Source organism: Microvirga sp. (assembly GCF_014699075.1).
Classification (GTDB): Bacteria; Pseudomonadota; Alphaproteobacteria; order Rhizobiales; family Beijerinckiaceae; genus Microvirga.
This window is the reverse complement of record NZ_JACXAB010000024.1, coordinates 41,487-59,872: the sequence shown is the minus strand read 5'-3', so window position 1 is coordinate 59,872 and position 18,386 is coordinate 41,487. Positions and strand designations below refer to the sequence as shown.

Here is an 18,386-nt window from a genome sequence, read left to right as displayed (position 1 = left end):
ACCCAGTCGTCCAGGCTTTCGGGAAACAGGGTGGTCTGGCTGCGATCCACGCCTTCAACAAAGCGTCTCATCGGATCCCCCAAACAAGGCTGGGCGATCATATCATCGACCGCGTTTTGACACAGCCAGGGTCATCCAGCGACCATACCCAGCTTTCAGGAACGTCCGCTGACCCTACGCAACCAGACATTCGGCTTACTTCGGCTCCGTGCTATGTGCAGACCTTCGGTTGCCGATTAGCATCCAGCTAAAGCAACATCATCCATTCAACACTGATGGTGGCGACCAGAACCACTATTTTCTATGGGGATGAAGTAAGGGGGAGCCCTCGTGCATGCGCGGGTGTGCCACTGGAGGGGCTGCATCTTCGTTCGCAAGGACCTCTGCCTGATGGTGGTGTCCCAGCACTTCATATCCGACAATCGTGACCACCGGCGCGAGCATCAGGATGACAAGGCAGATCGCCATGTCGACGCCGGCCAACGCCGCGACAACCGCGACTAAGACAGCAGCACCAGTCCCGACCAGCAGCCAGGCGTGAAACGGATCGAATCGGTCGACGAGGTAGGTGTAGAGTGCATAGACCGCCCCGAGAAAGACGCTGACCGGAATGGCGACGGTCAGCACCGTGGCGTGCGCGCTGATATGGGCCTTGTGCTCGATGAAGTACGCTGCGACGTGCAGGCCGGCACCCGTCGCCACGATGGCGGTGACGATCACCATTTGGCCATAGCCCCACACTAAAGCCCGGTTGCGATGGGCATGGAGCATCGGAGCGGACGGCAGGATGTAGTAGACCCACCACATGCCGAAGGTGAGCCCGATGCCAGCGATACAGACAAGCGCCGCATCCACGGTCCAGCCGTGGCCCTCGACCACGGCCGAAAGGGTCGCGAGTGTGCCAACGACGCCCTCACCAAGGGCAATGATTGCGAACAGGCCGTGGCGCTCGACAATATGATGGGCGTGCCAGGGTGTACCGCCATCCCAGCGCTCGGCAATGAAAGGACCCGCCAGTTCCACCAGCGCGAGCATCGAGGCGAAGATGAGGGTCACGCCAAGCGAAAGGTTGAAAAGGATTAGTGTCACCCAGCCGAGTTGGGCAATTGAGATAACCGCGGCATAGGTTGCGCAGGCGCGGCGCCTGACTGGATCCTGCCTGGCCGCCCGCAGCCACTGGAACACCATGGCGATCCGCATGATCACATAGCCGAGCACCATGGCCGAGTTGTCCAGGTGTCCGCCATGCTCAATGGAGGCAAACATGCGCGGCAGGCCGAGGGCAAGGACCAGCACGCCGATCATCTGCACCATAGTTGTGAGACGGAAGACCCAGTCGTCGGTATCGTACGCCGAGGCGAACCAGGAGAAATTGACCCAGGCCCAGCAGATGCAGAAGCTCGCGAAGGCAAAGCCGGTCAGGGCGGTGGCGTAGTGGGCTTCTGCCAGCGCATGGGCGAGTTGGGAAGCCGCAAGCCCGAAGCTGACGACGAACATCAGGTCGAACAGCAGCTCAAGTGGGGTGGCGGCGCGATGAGCCTCGTGAGGGTCACGTCCGCCCATTCGCCGGGCGTGGTGGTGGAGCGCTCCGTGGTCTGTCGGCGTAGCGGTCATGGACGGTCTCTCATTGGCAATCCCACATGCGAGATGCGGATTCCACAAGGCCAGGACATCCAAACTTCAGCGTTCCTGATCCTAGATTAGAACCCGCCGTTTGGCCACGATCCCGGCAGACCTTCCAGGTTTGAACGGAAGGCAGGAATGGCTCATCCACGTTTCGCCTGACAATTAGCGGTAACTGCACTCGTAGCGCGGCTACGGATCTCTCATCGAAGGTCTAAAGGTTTGCTCCGCGCGGCCAGGCAGCGATCCCAGTCAGGCGTGCCTCCGAAGCGTTCGACGAGCGTGTCGATCAGAACCCGGACCTTGCCCGGGACGTGGGAGCCTGGCGGGCGCACGACGTGGAGGCCGTATTCGGGCCTGGGATAACTCAGCAGAAGGGGTTCGAGGGCACCACTCTCAATCGCGTCGGAAACCAGGAACGATGGAGAGTCCGCGATCCCGATGCCCGCGATCGCCCATTGGAGAATGGCCTCCCCGCTGTCCGACCTCAGTCGTCCCTCAGGTCGGATCGAGATCCGGCGCTTGCCCGACAGGAAACTCCACTCGGGCACCAAGCTTCCCGTGTAGATCAGGCATTCGTGGCCAACGAGATCCTGCGGTGTCCTCGGCCGCCCATGACGGGCCAGGTAGCCGGGACTTGCTACCAGTACCGCGTGAACGGGCGCTATTTTGCGGACGACGAGGCTGGAGTCCCTGAGGGAGCCGATACGGACCGCAGCATCGAACCGCTCGCCGATTAGGTCGACCACACGGTCGGTGTAGGACACGTCAATCTCAAGATCAGGGTGGGCTGAGGCGAGGTCCGCCAGGACCGGCGCCAGGTGCCGCACGCCAAACGCCAGCGGTGCGGACAGGCGCAGTCGCCCACGCACGGATCGCCCCTGCTGCGCCACCGCATCGCGTGCTTCGTCCAGTTCCGCAAGGATCCGGTCGCACCGTGCCTTGAACTCGATGCCGGCCTCGGTCGGGATGATTCCGCGCGTGCTGCGGCTGAGGAGCCGGGTGCCGAGATCCGTCTCGAGACGCGTGATCCGCCGACTGATGATGGACTTCGAGACTGCCAGGCGAGCTGCGGCACGGTTGAGGCCGCCGCTCTCGATGACCTCCACGAAAGTCCTCAGCTCCTCCAGCTCGGTCACAGCAGTGTTCCTCCGTTGGCAACAGCATGGTGCCGAATATGCGCCTTCTGCTGCATCCGATGAACCATTACCTCGGTCGTACCGCAAGGACCAGAACCCTTGGAAGGATTGTCTCATGTCCACAGCTCTCGTGATCACCAGCAGCGCGCTCGGAGAAGCCTCCGTGTCCAGCCAGCTTGTCGCGGAAACCGTCGCCCGCCTGCGATCCCATGATCCCGCCCTGCGGGTCATCGCCCGGGATCTCGGCCGCGATCCCGTTCCGCACCTGACCATCGACTCCGCCACGGCGCTGCGCGGAGGGGAGCTCAGCAATTCGGCTCAAGCTGCCGCCCCATCCCTCTCGGATGGGCTGATCGCCGAGCTCAAAGCAGCCGATACGCTCATCATCGGGGCGCCCATGTACAACTTCGGTATGCCCTCAACCCTGAAGGCCTGGTTCGACCACGTGCTGCGGGCCGGCATCACGTTCAGCTACAGCGAGAGCGGTCCCGAGGGTCTGCTTAAGGGCAAGCGTGCTTTCGTGGTCGAGAGCCGCGGCGGCCTCTACAGCGAGGGCCCCGCCCAGCCGATGGACTCGCAAGAGCCACATCTGCGCAACCTTCTCGCTTTCATGGGCATCACCGACGTGATCTTCCTGCGAGCAGAGAAACTGGCTTTCGGACCGGAAGCCCGCGAGCAGGCCATCGAGGACGTGCGCCGGCAGATCAGCGAGACTATCGGCGAGGCTTGTCGCAAGGCGGCCTAGCCGCTGTGGGGCAAAGCTGCCCATTCGCACCGGCGGGTCCGCCGCTTTCCATGCGGGATCGCGCTATGACCTGGATTGGGCATGCACCTTGGGATGGACAATCTCGGCCGTAGGGGCAGAACATGAGACCGCCCTCCGTGGCATGCTCAGCAGCGCGGCCTTGTACGGAGCCCTCACCTGCACGGGGCCGTGCTGCACTATCGACCCACTATGGGCATACACGAGCCCTTAGGACGAGCAACGTCGCAATCGATCACGAGTTCGCCCATGGGCAGGACCAGGCAGGCAAAGCGTATGAGCTTGGGATTAGGTGTCCCGGATCGCTTGGCTACCCATTTCCCCTTGCCACCCTAGGCTGTCAGAACGTCCTCAATGCGGATCGGCAGGTGACAAACACGCTTGCCCGTCGCATGATGGATCGCGTTGGCGATCGCAGGCGCCATTCCGACGAGGGCTATCTCGCCCAGTCCCTTCACCCCGAGCGTGTTGACGTGCGGATCGTCCTCGTCGACGAACAGAGCCTCGAGTTGCCCGATGTCCAGGTTCACCGGCATGAGGTAGTCGGCCATGTGAGCATTGACCGGACGTCCATCCCGCGCATCGAGGGCCGTCTGCTCCATCAGGGCCATACCGATGCCGCCGATCATGCCGCCAGTGCACTGACTTGAGGCCAGGAGCGGATTGACGATGCGGCCCGCCCCGTAGGCGCCGAGGGCCCGCCGCACCCGGATCGTGCCGACGTCCGGGTCGATCGCCACCTCGGCGAACACGGCCCCGAACGAGTGCATCGAGTAGCGCCGGGCGGCCTCGGGATCGCGGTGGTTCGCGGCATGCGCTTCGATTGGCTGCCCGCTGCCCGCGAGGATGTCGCGATAGGGCTGTCCCGCCGAGGCGTCCCCAAGCCGGCGGACGTTTCCGCCGACCCACTCGACGCTCTCCAGGGCTGCGCCGAACACCGGTGAGCGCTGGTCGGCGATCGCACGGCGCGCCACCTCGTCCCGCGCTGCGAGACAGGCGGCGCGGACCGCCGAGCCGACCGAGGCCATGGTCATCGAGCCGCCATGCGGGGGCGCTGGGGGGAAGTCCGAGCGCCCGATGCTGACGCGGACCTGTTCGACCGGGATGCCGAGGGTCTCGGCCGCCACCTGCGTCATCGAGGTGTAGGTGCCCGGCCCCATGTCGCTTGCCGCGACCTCGACCGCGGCGGTGCCGTCCGCATGCAGCCGGACACGGGCGCTCGTGGGAAGGTACCAGACCGGGTAGGTGGCTGAGGCAACACCCATGCCCACCAGCAGGCGGCCGTCCCGCATGGAGCGGGGCGCCGGAGTGCGCTGGGCCCAGCCGAAGCGCTCGGCTCCCCGCTCGTAGCACTGCACCAGGGAGCGGCTGGAGAACGGCTTGTTCTCGCCCTCGTCCATAGTCGGCTCGTTGCGGCGGCGCAGTTCGATCGGGTCGATGTCCAGCGCGTAGGAGAGTTCGTCGAGCGCGGATTCGAGGGCGAACATCCCGCTCGACTCGCCCGGCCCCCGCATGTGGTTGGGCGTCCCGATATCGAGCGGCGTCAGCCGGTAGCTCGTCCGCACGTTGGGGCACGAGTACATGTAGCTCGTGGCGGAGAGCAGTGCCTCGGTGAACTCCTCGTAACGGCTCGTCTCGCCATTGCCCTCGTGGATGATGCCCGTGAGCCTGCCGTCCCGGGTTGCCCCGATGGCGATGCGTTGCAGGGTGCGCGGCCGATGTCCGGTGGTGAAGAACATCTGTCTGCGATTCAGGACAAGTTTGACGGGGCGCCCGACCTGACGGGCTGCCATCGCCACGAGGGTCACGTGCGGCCATGTCCGCAGGGATGTCCCGAAGGCTCCGCCGATGAACGGGCAGTTCACCTGCACGTTCTGGACCGGTAGGCCGAAGATCGCTGCGATCTCCGCCTGTTCGTTCACGACGAACTGGCTCTTGCTCCACAGTGTGAGCCTGTCGCCATCCCAGGCGGCGACGACCGCGTGCGGCTCCATGGGATTGTGGTTCTCGCGTGCCATGTCATAGGTCACGTCGACCTTCACGGGGGCATCTGCCAGCGCCTGATCCGCATCCCCGCGGGCCGCGTGGGAATGGCCCCTGGAGCCGGATGGTTCGACCGCCTGCGCCTTCGGATCGCGCGGATCGACGACCGGCCGCTCGGCCGCATAGCTGACGTGCAGCGCGTTAGCGGCACGCTCCGCGTGGTCGAGCGTATCGGCCACGACGACTGCAACGGGCTGGCCGTAGAACCGGACCTGATCGTCCTGAAGGACATGCAGCCGCTCCCCGACCTCCGGATCGATGAACGCCTTGTGAGGGCCGTAGGCCAATCGAGGGGCATTGAGGTGACTGATGATCTCCACGACACCCGGCATGGCCCTCACAGGTGCTTCGCCCACCGCCGTCACCCGGCCGAGGCCGGCAGTCGCACTGACGATCACGGCATGGAGCTGGGCGTGCTGATTGAAGTCGGCTGCGTACCGCGCAGCGCCTGTGACCTTGGCCCGCCCGTCGACGCGGGTTACTGGTTTCCCAATCAGGGTAATGGTCATGCTGTTCCTCCCGCCATCTCGAGCGCGCGAACGATGGTCCGCGGCAGCAGCTCGACCTTGTAGTGGTTATGCGAAAGCGGCCGAGTTCCCTCCAGAGCGAGGTGAGCCGCAGCCTCGAAGGCATTGCGGTCCGTGGCCTTGCCCCTGAGCGCCTCCTCCACCGCACGCATGCGCCACGGGCGCGTGCCGACGCCGCCCACCGCGACACGGGCCTGGCGGATGGTGTCGCCTTCCGTCTCCAGGGCCACGGCGGCCGAGACGAGCGCGAACTCGTAGGAGGCACGGTCACGAACCTTGAGATAGCGGGCCTGCCGGGCGTACGGTCCGCCCGGCACCCGAATCTCGACGATCAGCTCGCCGGGGCGCAGGGTGTGCTCGAGATGCGGCGTGTCTCCAGGGAGCCGGAAGAGCTCCTCGACTGGGAAGGTGCGCTCGCCCTGGGGACCTCGCACCCGCATCGTGGCACCGAGCGCGACCAGGGCAACGGCCACATCCGACGGATGTGTAGCGACGCAATGGTCGCTGGTCCCGAGTATGGCGTGCCCGGCATTGAGGCCTTCGATCGCCGAACAGCCCGAGCCGGGATCGCGCTTGTTGCAGGCCGCGTCCAGCATCCGAAAGTACGGACAGCGCACGCGCTGCAACAGGTTGCCCCCCATCGAGGCCATGTTGCGAAGCTGCGGCGAGGCTCCTTCAATCAGGGACTCGGCGATTAGGGGCTGAAGGCGCTTCGTCTCCGGATGGGCCGCGACATCGCTCATCCGGGCGAGTGCGCCGATCACGAGATCGGATCCATCGGCGCGGATGTCGGCCATCGGCAGGGCATTGATGTCGACCAGACGCTCAGGACGCTCGACCTCGTCACGCATGAGATCGATGAGTGTGGTGCCGCCTGCGATGTAGCGGGCGCCCGCCGCGGCCGCGCGGATCGCGTCTTGCTCGGTCCGCACCTTCTCGAAGCTGAAAGGAAGCATCGTCAGGTCCTCCCTGCTGCGTCGGCAACAGCCGCGACGATCCCGGGATAGGCGGCGCAGCGGCAGATGTTGCCGCTCATCCAGAACTGGATCTGCTCGGGCGAAGTGGCGTGCCCCTCGGCGATGCAGGCGACACCCGACATGATCTGGCCGGGCGTGCAGAAGCCGCACTGGAACCCGTCGTGCTCAATGAAGGCAGCCTGGAGCGGATGGAGCTCATCGCCCCTTGCCAAGCCCTCGATTGTAGTGATCTCGGCACCGTCGTGCATGACGGCCAGCGTCAGGCAAGAGGTTACGCGCCGTCCGTTGACGAGCACGGTGCAGGCACCGCAAGCGCCCTGGTTGCAGCCCTTCTTGGTCCCTGTGAGGTCGAGCCTCTCCCGAAGGACGTCGAGGAGCGATTGCCGAAGATCGAGCTCGAGTTCCCGTGCGCTGCCGTTGACGACCAGCCGGACACGCGTCGTGGACGTGGCTGGCGGGCCGTCCGAGGAGGCGGTTTGCGTGGTCGCTACGGAAGCTGCGGCAAGGGAAGCCGCTCCTCCGGCCATTTGTAGGACCGAGCGGCGGGACAGCCTACTTCCGGCTGCGCCTTTTTCTGCCATGGGTCGTGCCTGGCGCAAGGGGATTCTATCATGGTCAGACATGGTCATGCGGCTCCTGATCGGTGTGCCGGCCTTACCCGGAAGAACGCATTGAAACGTGAGGAACTACGCGACAGGTCTTGTTCGGCTTGCGGGGTCCTTTCGTTGCCCGCGAGCGGGAGAATGATCGTTCGGTGCCGGTCGGGCCGTCGCGATGTTGCGACGACTGTCCGAATATTGCGGTGAATGGGTAACAAAGATGTGAGCCGGGACCTCGACCTTTGGGAAGCGGCTTCGGAAGAGGCTCGGGATCGTGGGAGTGAGATGGCTGTTGCGCCCGAGGCGGAGTTCTCAGAGCCGGCGCCGGAACTCACTCGGGGTCAGGCCGGCCACTTTCCGGAAGTTCGCCGAGAACGAGGACGGTGTTCCGTAGCCAACGATGAGAGCAATATCGGTGATGTGCATTGCCGGATCCCGCAGGAGCCGTTTGGCATAAGCGATCCGCTGGCGGGTCATCCATCCGTGGGGTGTATGCCCTGTGGCAATACGAAAGGCCGTGCAGAAGTGAAAGCGGCTCAGGTTGACGATATCCGCCAGTTCCTGGAGCTTGATGTTCTCGGCGAGATTGTCGCGCATGTAATCTGTGACCCGTTTGACCTGCCAGGATGCCAGGCCGCGCGGTCCGGAAACGATCGGCATCGCGGTTTCCGAGTGATCCTTGATGAGTTGGAGGCACACCAGGTCTAGGAGGTGCTCGATGTACAGGTTCGATATGACGCCTCCCGACCTGACCTCCTCGTCGATCCAGGTCATGATGGTGACCATCCTGGGGTCGCTGAAGTTGACCCGGTCGAGCAACTCCGGCGCCCGCCCGTTCCCAACCTGATCCGCGCACGCCAGGAGGCGCTCGTGCCCCAGGAAGATGTTCGAGACCTCGACCACCCCCTCTGCCCGCCAGATCCCAGAATGGCCTCTCGGCGCGAGCGTGATCGTTCCCGCCATCGAGAGCGCGGAGATCGTCCGGCGGCCGATCTTCAGGGACGAAAGGCCCTCACCGGCATACTTCGCGGAGAGCACGTGATGCTTTAGGGGTGGCAGATCATATTCGAAGGGTTCGTTCCGCCATCGCCCAACGAGGCGCGTATCGCCGAGAAACACTTCCGGGATGACGGGGGGAGACACGACACGCTGCAAGCGACTGATATGAAGCGTCGTGTCCGCGAACCGAGTCTGCCCCATGGTGAACTTCTCACGTTCAACGCGAAGGAGTTAAGCGGGTACAAGCTAGACAAACCCCGCGATCATGAGAACATACCACTTCGGAGATAGGCGGCCTAGCTGCCGAGCCTCTCCTTAGGGACGGCAGGTAGGCCCATGTCGAAGCGTGGCGGAGCGTGACGGCTTGCCAGTCCGGCATGACGGTGACCGGTGCAGGCTACGCCCTGTTGACCCCGTGCAAGACGACAGCCCGCTGCAATGTGATACTCGCCCGGGTTCCTCGAGGGTTGGCGCCCGGGATCTCAGCGACTGTCGGACGGCTCTGCCGACGACATCCCCAGTCTGCCGCATCTCAGGCAATGCGATCTTCGTTGCCGTCCGCCGTGCGAGCGAAACGGTACCGTTTGGGAGAGCCGCCGACCGCCCGCTTGAACACGTTGCAGAAGGCGCTCTCACGTAGACGCCGTACGGCTTTCTTCGATTGAGCCGTTCAATCACCTGACGTGCCGCCGCGGGTGCGGCTTCCTCACCAGCCGACAAGGACGCTGATAAGTGCGAGTGCTGCCGCGTGTACCACGACGGGATGAGGAAAGTCTGCTTAGGGTCAATCTTTCACCTTCCGGTCGCCCAGCGAACGTCGGCTGTCAGGTGCCGAAGCAGACTAAGCTCTTACGTCGCAGGTGTGCAATTCTGAGACCGTCCGAGCATCGAGAGTGGCGCGTGCTATATCCATCAATGGCTTGCGGCGAGAATTTTGGGGAAGGCTAATTGGCGGCGCTCCCGCGACGCGCAGGTCCACAAGTTGTCCGAGAGGTTGCTCAAAGTCAGTGTTCGCGCCGGTAGTGCATGGCGAGCGCGCCATTCCGGAGGGGCTTTGCCGAGACCAGCTCAAGCCGTCGCGTGCTGGGCAGCCCGCCCTGATACAGGGTCGGACCATGGCCAGCGATCCTTGGATGGACGAGGAGCTTGTACTCGTCGATCAGATCCAAGCGGTCCAGTTCGGTCGCGAGTTTGCCGCTACCGAGGAGCACGCCCGCCGGCGTTGCGTCCTTGAGCCTCTGCACGCCTGTTCGAAGCTCGTCGGCGATGTGGTGACTGTTGGTCCACGGGAAGTCCTTTCGCGTCGACGACACCACGTATTTCGGCTTGGCCTCCAGCTTGACCGCCCACTCGCATATCGCCGGGGGCGCCTCCACGTCGCCGCGAGCGACCGCCGGCCAGTAGCTCTCCATCATCTCGTAGGTGATGCGGCCCCACAGCATCGCCCCGCCCTCGTCCAAGAGGCGAGTAAAGAACGCGTGCGTCTCGTCGTCAGCTATTCCTTCCTGGTGGTCGACGCAGCCGTCCAGGGTGATGTTTATGCTGAAGGTCAATAGTCCCATGTGGCGAGCCTATGCCATACGCTCGAAAAGACCCAGGGTTATTGCTCGCGGTTAAAGTTCAACTTTCTCTATGGGTCGGAAACGGAACCTCGCCGTTCGGATGGTTGTGTCCAGACCCTGGGACATGATGAGGCCATATGCACTGGGTCGTAGATCGCGATCACCTGATTGATGGCCGGGACTTGGTTCTTGATAGCGTCGATTTTGACAACGACCTGCTCGGTCCCCACCTTGCTCAGCTCCAGACGGCGAGCTGGCATCTACGGGATAGACTCGCTCGAGTCTAGTGGGGTTTGCTACCGCATGCCGGATTGATAAACCAGCCTCTCACTCACATCTGACGAACACGCTGATGCTGCTGGCTACGTCAGCCAGATCGGGTGGCGAGAGGTGTGACGCACTAGAGGCAGCCGGAACCTCGACCCGGGTGCTCTCCAGGAACGTGGCCAGCGCCCCTGCCTTGATCGCGAAGTTCACATTCTGAGGGACGTCTCCAATGGCAACCACTGTCTTGAGGGCGTTGAGCTTGGATGTTACCACACCGACAACATTGCCGTTCTCGTCCAGCAAGGGCCCACCGCTATTCCCCGGCTGAACCGGAGTTGAGATCTGGAGAAAGCGGCTATCGTCTCCGATTCCAGCCAGTGCGGTCACGTTGCCGATGGTGAAGTTGCCGGAGCTCGCCAAGACGCTGTTGAGCGGGAAGCCAAAGGCCGCGACTGCTTCTCCAAGACGAACGCCTGAATGGACAGTTGCGAACTTGTCCGTCGGTTGGTCTGTCTTCAGCAATGCTAGGTCGTTGGTCGTGTCCCGGGCCAGGATCCTTGCCGGAAGCGGCGAACCGTTGGAGGGCTTGATCTGGACAGAAGAGCAGTTCTCGATCACGTAGTTGTTCGTGACGACATGTCCCTCCCGGGTGACGAAGAAGCCTGTCCCCGAGGACGCACGCTTCTCCTCCTTGGGAATCGGGCTCGGCGCGACAGGCGTGGGCCGCGCGACCGCGACACTTTCCGGCTGATGGGCTGGGGCTCTCCTCGGGATATATCCCTCCTCCTCGAGGTGCTTGCGCAAGGCCACCGGGAACGTGATGGCGCGCTCCTTCCCGGTCGGACAGGACCCGCCCACCTTCGCCACGGTGCATTCTGTCAGGGGCCAGTCGGTGCCCCGGTCGTACAGGGGCTGCATCCGGTTCCAGGCATCGTCGAACTCGCCCACGATGGCTTTTGTCGCCACCCAAGCGGCGAGGAATCCGTTCGAGCGCCACAGGTACGGCTCCCGGCCGGCGAGATACTCGATCCGGTAGAGTTCCTGGCGCATGTAGGTGCGGAAGCTTGGATGCGCTGTCACATCGACGATACGGTCACCGGAGAGCTTCGAAATGCTCTCGGGTGCCCAGGATCCTGCATACGGCGCGAAGGTGTAGAAGAAGGTCTGGTCGACGCTCAGGAGCTCTGCGGCGCCATCCCCGTCAATGTCATCGAAGGTGTAGCCGCCGTCCCCGTCGATGGTCTTGCCTGGGACGACGCGCCACTCTGTTCCGACCTTCGTGACGATCTTGGTCACAGTGCAGCAATGCGCGCCACCCCAGAAGGACGAAAAGACCACCTGCGGCTCTGAGCTGGTGGGGTCGAGGCGTACGACGGCAACCTCGGCGTTTGGCACCTCGTTCGAGCTTTCCTCAAGGCGCGCCGTGAAGGCCAGACGGCCGTTTGCAGACCCGGACAAAACGGGAAAGTGCCCGCTCTCCTTCCCGCTTGCAAGGCTCGAGACGGTGAGAACCAGTTCGCCGGAGCGCAGATTGACCTGTTTCGAGCCGTCGTACTTTGCCTGTATCAGAGGCTTGAACATCGAGGGCCGCCAGATCTCGGCAACGTATCCCTGGCCCTTGGTAATGACCGTATCGCTCGGAATTTCGCCGGTGCGGACCAAGGATTCCTTGTAAGCCCGTGGGTTCGGGATCCGCTCGGGACCGGCGACAATCGCGTACCATCCGTTCGTCGCCTGCATGACTCTGACAGTCGGAAAGCGCCAGCGGTAGGCGCGGGCGATACCAATCGCCTCATCAATGCTCTGCCGGCTCGCTAAAGCAATCCAACGGGTGTCCCCGGACAGCGTAAATGAGTCGGCTCGAACCGATGAGCCAACCGCACAAACTGCGATTGCAAGAGCGACAGGAACGATACGCATAGACAACCCCCACACGGCATCACATCAGCCGCTGCCCCATCCGCGTGTCAACTTAGAACAAATTCGGATGAATAGAGTGCTAGCTGTCCCGCAGACGTGTTGCCAATATTGCAGCGGAGGTGTTGTCGGATTGAAGAATTTCCTTGAGACGGGGCTGGAATCCTGGCAGTGCGTTTCAATTTATGCCCTTTCCCAGCTCAGCGTAGCCACCTTCTCCGATCACAAGAAAGATGATCGAAGCAGGCATTTTGCTGAACCTTCTGCAACACTCTTCTCCTCGCAATTCACAGCTACTCCTGCGTGTATTTGACTCACCCTTGAATGAGAACATAATAGGAACATCGTCAACAACAGATTTGGCTTCGGCACGGACTCCATGAACCCCGGGCAACAGTACAGGCTTGCCGATTTGCGGCTCCAGATAGCTCGGCTCAATGGCGGGTCACACAAGACCAAGCCTCTGGCTTTCGGTCTTCGCGCTCTCGATGAGCACCTGCCCGGCGGCGGCCTCGCCCGGGGTGCGCTGCACGAGATTATCGAGGCGGGCCTCGCCTCCGAGTTCGCCGGCAGCACCACACTCTTCACCGCAGGGATCGCGGCCCGTCTCAAGGGGCCCGTGCTCTGGTGCCTGAGCCGTCGCGACCTGTTCGCGCCTGGCCTCCTGCACGCCGGCCTGCATCCCGATCGCGTCATCTATGCCGAGGCCGAGCGGGAGCGCGAGATCCTGCCGCTGATCGAGGAAGGCCTGCGCGAGAAGGGACTGGCAGCCGTCGTCGGTGAAGTCACGCGCATGAGCCTCATCGCCTCGCGCCGTCTGCAACTGGCGGCTGAAGCCACGGGCGTGACCGCGCTCGTCATCCGGCGCTGGTGGACATTGGCTGAGAAGGATCTGGTCCATCTGCCGACAGCCGCAGTGACCCGCTGGCGCATCGAGCCTGCCCCTTCTGAGCTCATGCCGGCACCCGGTCTCGGACGGGAACGCTGGCAGGTCGAACTCCTGCGCTGCCGTGGCGCTGAACCCCGCACCTGGATACTGGAGGCCTGCGATGCGAAGGGTCGTCTCGCTCTACCTGCCGACTTGGCCGACCGATCGGATCAGGCGGCGGACCAGCGGGCCGCCGCGTCATGAGCCACTCGTGACCGTCCACACGGTCGGATCACGCCGTGTCGTCCGTGCCGCCTGCGCGGCTGCACAGGAGACAGGGCTGCATGTCGGCATGGCACTTGCCCAGGCACAGGCCCTGGTGCCGAACCTGCATGTGGTTGAAGCCGCGCCGGACGAGGACGAGGCATCTTTGCGGGAGCTGACCCGCTGGGCGATCGGCTACTCGCCCGTGGTGGCGGCTGACCCTCCAGACGGTCTCTGGATCGATATCGCCGGCGTGGCGCATCTCTTTGGCAGCGAGGAAGAGCTTCTCGCTGATTTGACCAGCCGTCTGACCCGACAGGGCATCGTCGCTAGAGCGGCGGTCGCCGATGCCCCGGGGGCGGCTTGGGCAGTGGCTCGCTACGGAGCCGCCGGTGTCGTACCGACGGGCCGCACCGTAGATGCCGTGGCAACCCTGTCGATCCGCGGTTTGCGCATTGCCGCCGACAAGCTCACTGCCCTGCACAAGCTAGGCATCGAGCGGGTCGGTCAATTGGCCGCCATGCCGCGGGCCCCTCTCGTCCGGCGCTTTGGGCGTGACGTCGCGCTGCGTCTCGATCAGGCGCTGGGTCATGCGTTCGAACCGATCACGCCGCTGATCCCCAAGGAAACACCGACGGCGTCTCGTGCCTTCGCGGAGCCCATCGGTCGGCTTGAGGACCTCAAAAGCGTGCTGCTGCGCCTTGCCAAGGATCTGTGCCGGCAACTGGAGCGCCGTGGTGAAGGTGTGCGCCGTCTCGACCTGCTGTTCCAGCGCGTCGATCAGAAGAGCGTCTGCCTGCGGGTTGGCACGGCCAAAGCCAACAGGGATGCGGCGCATCTCGCGAAGCTTTTCGACGAGCGGCTGCAAAGCATCGATCCTGGCTTCGGCATCGAGGAGATCGTCCTGATTGCGAGTAAGGTCGAGCCGCTCGCGGAGACGCAAACTCAAGTTCGTGACCTTGGCGAGGAGGGCGCCAGCGAGGCGGACATGGGCCAGCTTGTTGATCGGCTTGGTGCCCGCATCGGCATGAGGAAGGTGTATCGCCTCGCACCCGTCCAAAGCCTCGTCCCCGAACGGATGGCGCGCCGGATCCCGGCCCTTGCACCGCCGACGGGCTCGGTCTGGCCCGAGAATCTACCACGGCCCACGCGCCTGCTCGATCCGCCTGAGCCCGTGGTGGCAACGGCCCTACTGCCGGATCACCCGCCCCGCTTCTTCGTCTGGCGCAAGGTCCGGCACAATGTCGCCAAGGCCGATGGGCCGGAGCGCATCACGTCGGAGTGGTGGAACGGCGACAAGGGCTTGGCGGCCCGAGACTATTATCGCGTCGAGACCGAACAAGGTGGTCGCTTCTGGATCTTCCGCGATGCGCCCACTGCGGAGGGCGGACGCTGGTGGATGCACGGCTTCTTCTCCTGACAGAGGATTATCTCTCCCATGTACGCAGAGCTCCAGGTCACGACCCACTTCTCGTTCCTGTGCGGTGCCTCAAGCCCGCTGGAGCTGTTCGAGCAGGCCAAGCTCCTCGGCATCACGGCACTCGGCATCACCGACCGCAACTCTCTGGCCGGCATTGTGCGTTCCTACGAGGCCTCCCGGGACACAGGCGTCCGCCTTGTGGTCGGATGCCGGCTTGATCTGACCGACGGCACGTCTCTCCTGGTCTATCCAACGGATCGCGCTGCCTATTCCAGGCTGTGCCGGCTGCTCAGCCTTGGCAAGAGCCGTGGCGGCAAGGGCCGGTGCCATCTTGTCTGGGATGATGTGGTCGCCTGGAGCGAGGGGCTCATTGCCATTCTGCTGGGCGATGAAGCAGACGCCGTCCTCGACCAAAACCTTGCACGTCTCAAAAGTACTTTCGGCAACCGCGCCTACATGGCGCTGATCCGGCGCTTTGCCCCCAACGAGCACCTGCGCCTGCATGCTATCGAGCAGGCGTCGCACGCCGCCCGGGTGCCGACCATCGCTATGGGCGACGTGCTCTACCACCATTCCGACCGCCGCCGCTTGCAGGACGTCGTCTCCTGTATTCGGGAGGGCTGCACCATCGACGAGGCCGGCTACAGGCTAGAGCGTCATGCCGACCGCTACCTCAAGGACCCCGCCGAGATGGAGCGGCTGTTCGAGCTCCATCCCGAGGCGTTCCGGCGCGTTCGCGAAGTCCTCGACCGCTGCACTTTCTCGCTCGACGAGCTGCGCTACCAGTACCCGTCCGAGACAGAAGATGGCGAGACGGCGCAGGAGAAGCTGGAGCGCCTGACCTGGGAGGGGGCGCGACGCAGGTACCCCGAAGGCATCCCCGATGTAGTTGCCGCCACTTGTCGCCATGAACTGCGGCTGATCGAGGAACTCGACTACGCCTCTTACTTCCTCACGGTCCATGCCATCGTCTCCTTCGCCAAGGAGCGTGGCATCCTATGCCAGGGACGCGGTTCGGCCGCGAACTCCGCCGTCTGCTTCGTGCTCGGCATCACCTCGATCAACCCGACCGAGCACGACCTGCTCTTTGAGCGCTTTGTCTCGCAGGAAAGACGCGAACCGCCGGACATCGATGTCGATTTCGAGCATGAGCGCCGCGAGGAGGTGATCCAGTGGATCTATGACACCTATGACCGGCACAGGGCGGCACTAACCGCTGTCGTCTCCTGCTACCGCGCCCGGGGCGCCGTGCGCGAGGTTGGCAAGGCCCTCGGTGTTCCCGAGGATGTGACGGCGGGACTGGCCGGCCTCGTCTGGGGTTGGGGCAATGATGGTGTCTCCGACAAGGAAGCCAAGGAGCTCAACCTCAACCTCGACGATCCGCGCCTGCGGATGACGCTGGAATTGGCTTCCGAGCTTATTGGGGCGCCGCGCCATCTCTCCCAGCACCCGGGCGGCTTCGTGCTCACGCAGGATCGGCTCGACGATTTGGTCCCTATCGAGCCAGCCGCGATGGAGAATCGTCAGGTCATCGAATGGGACAAGAACGACATCGACACCTTGAAGTTCATGAAGGTCGATGTGCTGGGTCTTGGCATGCTGGGCTGCATGCGGCGTGCCTTCGATCTCCTGCGCGAGCACAAGGGTGAGAGTTACGACATCGCCACGATCCCGGGTGAGGACAAGGCAACCTACGCCATGATCCAGAAGGCAGATACGGTGGGCACGTTCCAGATCGAGAGCCGCGCCCAGATGGCGATGCTGCCGCGGCTGAAGCCGAAGACCTTCTACGACATCGTCATCCAGGTGGCGATCGTCCGCCCCGGCCCGATCCAGGGCGACATGGTGCATCCCTATCTGCGCCGGCGAGAAAAGCGCGAAGAGGTCGAATACCCGCGACCCGAACTCAGGCGCGTGTTGGAGAAGACGCTGGGGGTACCGCTGTTCCAGGAGCAGGCCATGCGGGTGGCCATCGAGTGCGCCGGGTTTACGCCGTCCGAAGCCGACCAGCTCCGCCGTGCCATGGCGACCTTCAAGTTCACGGCTGGCGTGTCCAGATTCCGTGAGCAGCTGATCACGGGCATGGTCGCACGTGGTTACGACGCGGCCTTTGCCGAGCGCACCTTCAAGCAGCTCGAGGGCTTCGGCTCCTACGGCTTTCCGGAGAGCCATGCGGCTAGCTTCGCCAAGATTGCCTATGCGTCGTCCTGGATGAAGTGCCACCATCCGGACGTGTTCTGCTGCGCGATCCTGAACTCGCAACCGATGGGCTTCTATGCACCCGCCCAACTGGTGCGGGACGCGCAGGCTCATGGGATCGAGGTGCGTCCCGTCGACGTCAACCACTCGCGCTGGGACTGTACCCTGGAGCAGACCCGAAACCCTCGGCGCTTTGCCATCCGCCTCGGTCTCAGGATGGTGCATGGCCTCTCCAATGGGGATGGCGGACTGATCCCGATTATCCGCACCGAGCAGCCATTCGCCTCCATCGAGGATCTCTGGCGTCGCGCCGGGATATCGGTCAAAGCGCTGAAGCATCTGGCCGAAGGCGACGCCTACGGCTCTCTTGGCGTCAACCGACGCGACGCGCTCTGGACCATCGAGGGCCTCTCGGACGAGGTCATGCCGCTGTTCGCGGCCGCCGATGAGCGAGACCGGATGATCAGACCGGAAGTTGATGAGCAGGAGGTCGAGCTCGTCCCGATGACCGAAGGAAGGGAGGTTGTCGAGGACTACCGCTCGAAAGGCCTGACCTTGCGCCGGCATCCCGTTTCCTTCCTGAGACAGGAGTTGACCGAACGCCGGATCAGATCCTGCGAGGATCTACACCGAGTTCGGGACGGGCGGCGGGTTACCGTGGCTGGCCTCGTCCTTGTGCGCCAGAAGCCTGGCTCGGCCAAGGGCGTGACCTTCATGACGATCGAGGACGAGACTGATGTCGCCAATCTCGTGATCTGGTCGACTGTGTTCGAGAAGCACCGGCGGCTGATCCTCTCGTCCGGGATGATCGGCTGCCGGGGACGGCTTCAGCGCGAAGGCGGCGTCACTCACCTTATTGCCGAGCACTTTCTCGACCTCTCGGACCTCCTGCGCTCAGTTGCGGACCGAGACGGCGAGTTACGTCTGAGGTACGGACGCGGGGACGAGAGTAAGATCGGCACCCGGGACAGGCTGAGGATCGGATCGGCGGAGACGGCAGCTTTCTCGGCCGTCCCTGAGAAAGCTCGAGAGAGCGTCCCGGCGATCAAGGTGGCTACCCGTGATTTCAAATAGCGACGTCTCTGTTCTGCCTAGCGCCGCCCGTTGATGACCGCGACCCCAAGCAAGGCCAAGACGTATCTCCTGAGCCGAAATGCACGAACAATTTCGTGACGTTTGAAATGATGATCTCAGCATAGGGCGACCTTCCGGCCCAGGT

Annotated in this window: 12 protein-coding genes; 4 read left to right on the top strand and 8 right to left on the bottom strand. The window is 63.7% G+C overall.

The window, feature by feature from the left end:
- Positions 1-294: 294 nt before the first annotated feature.
- The gene (locus IC232_RS22315; protein ID WP_246812337.1) at positions 295-1,614 is read right to left on the bottom strand and encodes a low temperature requirement protein A; all 1,320 of its coding nucleotides are present in this window, start codon (positions 1,612-1,614) and stop codon (positions 295-297) included.
- A 212-nt stretch (positions 1,615-1,826) separates the two neighbouring features.
- Entirely contained in the window at positions 1,827-2,762 is a 936-nt protein-coding gene (locus IC232_RS22310; RefSeq protein ID WP_190847150.1) for a LysR family transcriptional regulator, read from the bottom strand.
- 115 nt (positions 2,763-2,877) lie between these two features.
- Between IC232_RS22310 and IC232_RS22305 the strand changes: the two genes are divergently transcribed.
- Positions 2,878-3,507, top strand: a complete 630-nt coding sequence (locus IC232_RS22305; RefSeq protein ID WP_190847149.1) for an FMN-dependent NADH-azoreductase — start codon at positions 2,878-2,880, stop codon at positions 3,505-3,507.
- 350 nt (positions 3,508-3,857) lie between these two features.
- On the opposite strand, the gene IC232_RS22300 is transcribed toward IC232_RS22305, so the two are convergent.
- The 6 genes from IC232_RS22300 to IC232_RS22275 form a co-directional block, all read right to left on the bottom strand.
- Positions 3,858-6,077 (bottom strand): xanthine dehydrogenase family protein molybdopterin-binding subunit, encoded by a 2,220-nt coding sequence (locus IC232_RS22300; protein WP_190847148.1) that lies wholly within the window; start codon positions 6,075-6,077, stop codon positions 3,858-3,860.
- Positions 6,074-7,051, bottom strand: a complete 978-nt coding sequence (locus IC232_RS22295; RefSeq protein ID WP_190847147.1) for an FAD binding domain-containing protein — start codon at positions 7,049-7,051, stop codon at positions 6,074-6,076. The genes IC232_RS22300 and IC232_RS22295 overlap by 4 nt, the downstream gene beginning before the upstream one ends.
- A 2-nt stretch (positions 7,052-7,053) precedes the next feature.
- A complete protein-coding gene (locus IC232_RS22290) occupies positions 7,054-7,653 on the bottom strand; it encodes a (2Fe-2S)-binding protein (RefSeq protein WP_190847158.1) in 600 nt (199 codons plus the stop codon).
- 330 nt (positions 7,654-7,983) lie between these two features.
- On the bottom strand, positions 7,984-8,871 hold the full coding sequence (locus tag IC232_RS22285; RefSeq protein ID WP_190847146.1) for a helix-turn-helix domain-containing protein: 888 nt from the start codon (positions 8,869-8,871) through the stop codon (positions 7,984-7,986).
- A gap of 803 nt (positions 8,872-9,674) precedes the next feature.
- Positions 9,675-10,232 carry a dihydrofolate reductase family protein gene (locus IC232_RS22280; protein WP_190847145.1) on the bottom strand — a complete coding sequence of 186 codons (558 nt, stop codon included), beginning with the start codon at positions 10,230-10,232 and terminating at the stop codon, positions 9,675-9,677.
- A 327-nt stretch (positions 10,233-10,559) separates the two neighbouring features.
- Positions 10,560-12,419, bottom strand: coding sequence for a S1C family serine protease (locus tag IC232_RS22275; RefSeq protein WP_190847144.1), 1,860 nt, complete (start codon positions 12,417-12,419; stop codon positions 10,560-10,562).
- A gap of 376 nt (positions 12,420-12,795) precedes the next feature.
- On the opposite strand from IC232_RS22275, the gene IC232_RS22270 reads away from it, so the two are divergent.
- The 3 genes from IC232_RS22270 to IC232_RS22260 are packed head-to-tail and all read left to right on the top strand — an operon-like array spanning position 12,796 to position 18,241.
- Entirely contained in the window at positions 12,796-13,548 is a 753-nt protein-coding gene (locus IC232_RS22270; protein WP_190847143.1) for an ImuA family protein, read from the top strand.
- A complete protein-coding gene (locus tag IC232_RS22265; RefSeq protein ID WP_190847142.1) occupies positions 13,466-14,968 on the top strand; it encodes a DUF6504 family protein in 1,503 nt (500 codons plus the stop codon). The genes IC232_RS22270 and IC232_RS22265 overlap by 83 nt, the downstream gene beginning before the upstream one ends.
- Before the next feature lie 18 nt (positions 14,969-14,986).
- Positions 14,987-18,241 carry an error-prone DNA polymerase gene (locus IC232_RS22260; RefSeq protein WP_190847141.1) on the top strand — a complete coding sequence of 1,085 codons (3,255 nt, stop codon included), beginning with the start codon at positions 14,987-14,989 and terminating at the stop codon, positions 18,239-18,241.
- The last annotated feature ends 145 nt before the right edge of the window (positions 18,242-18,386 follow it).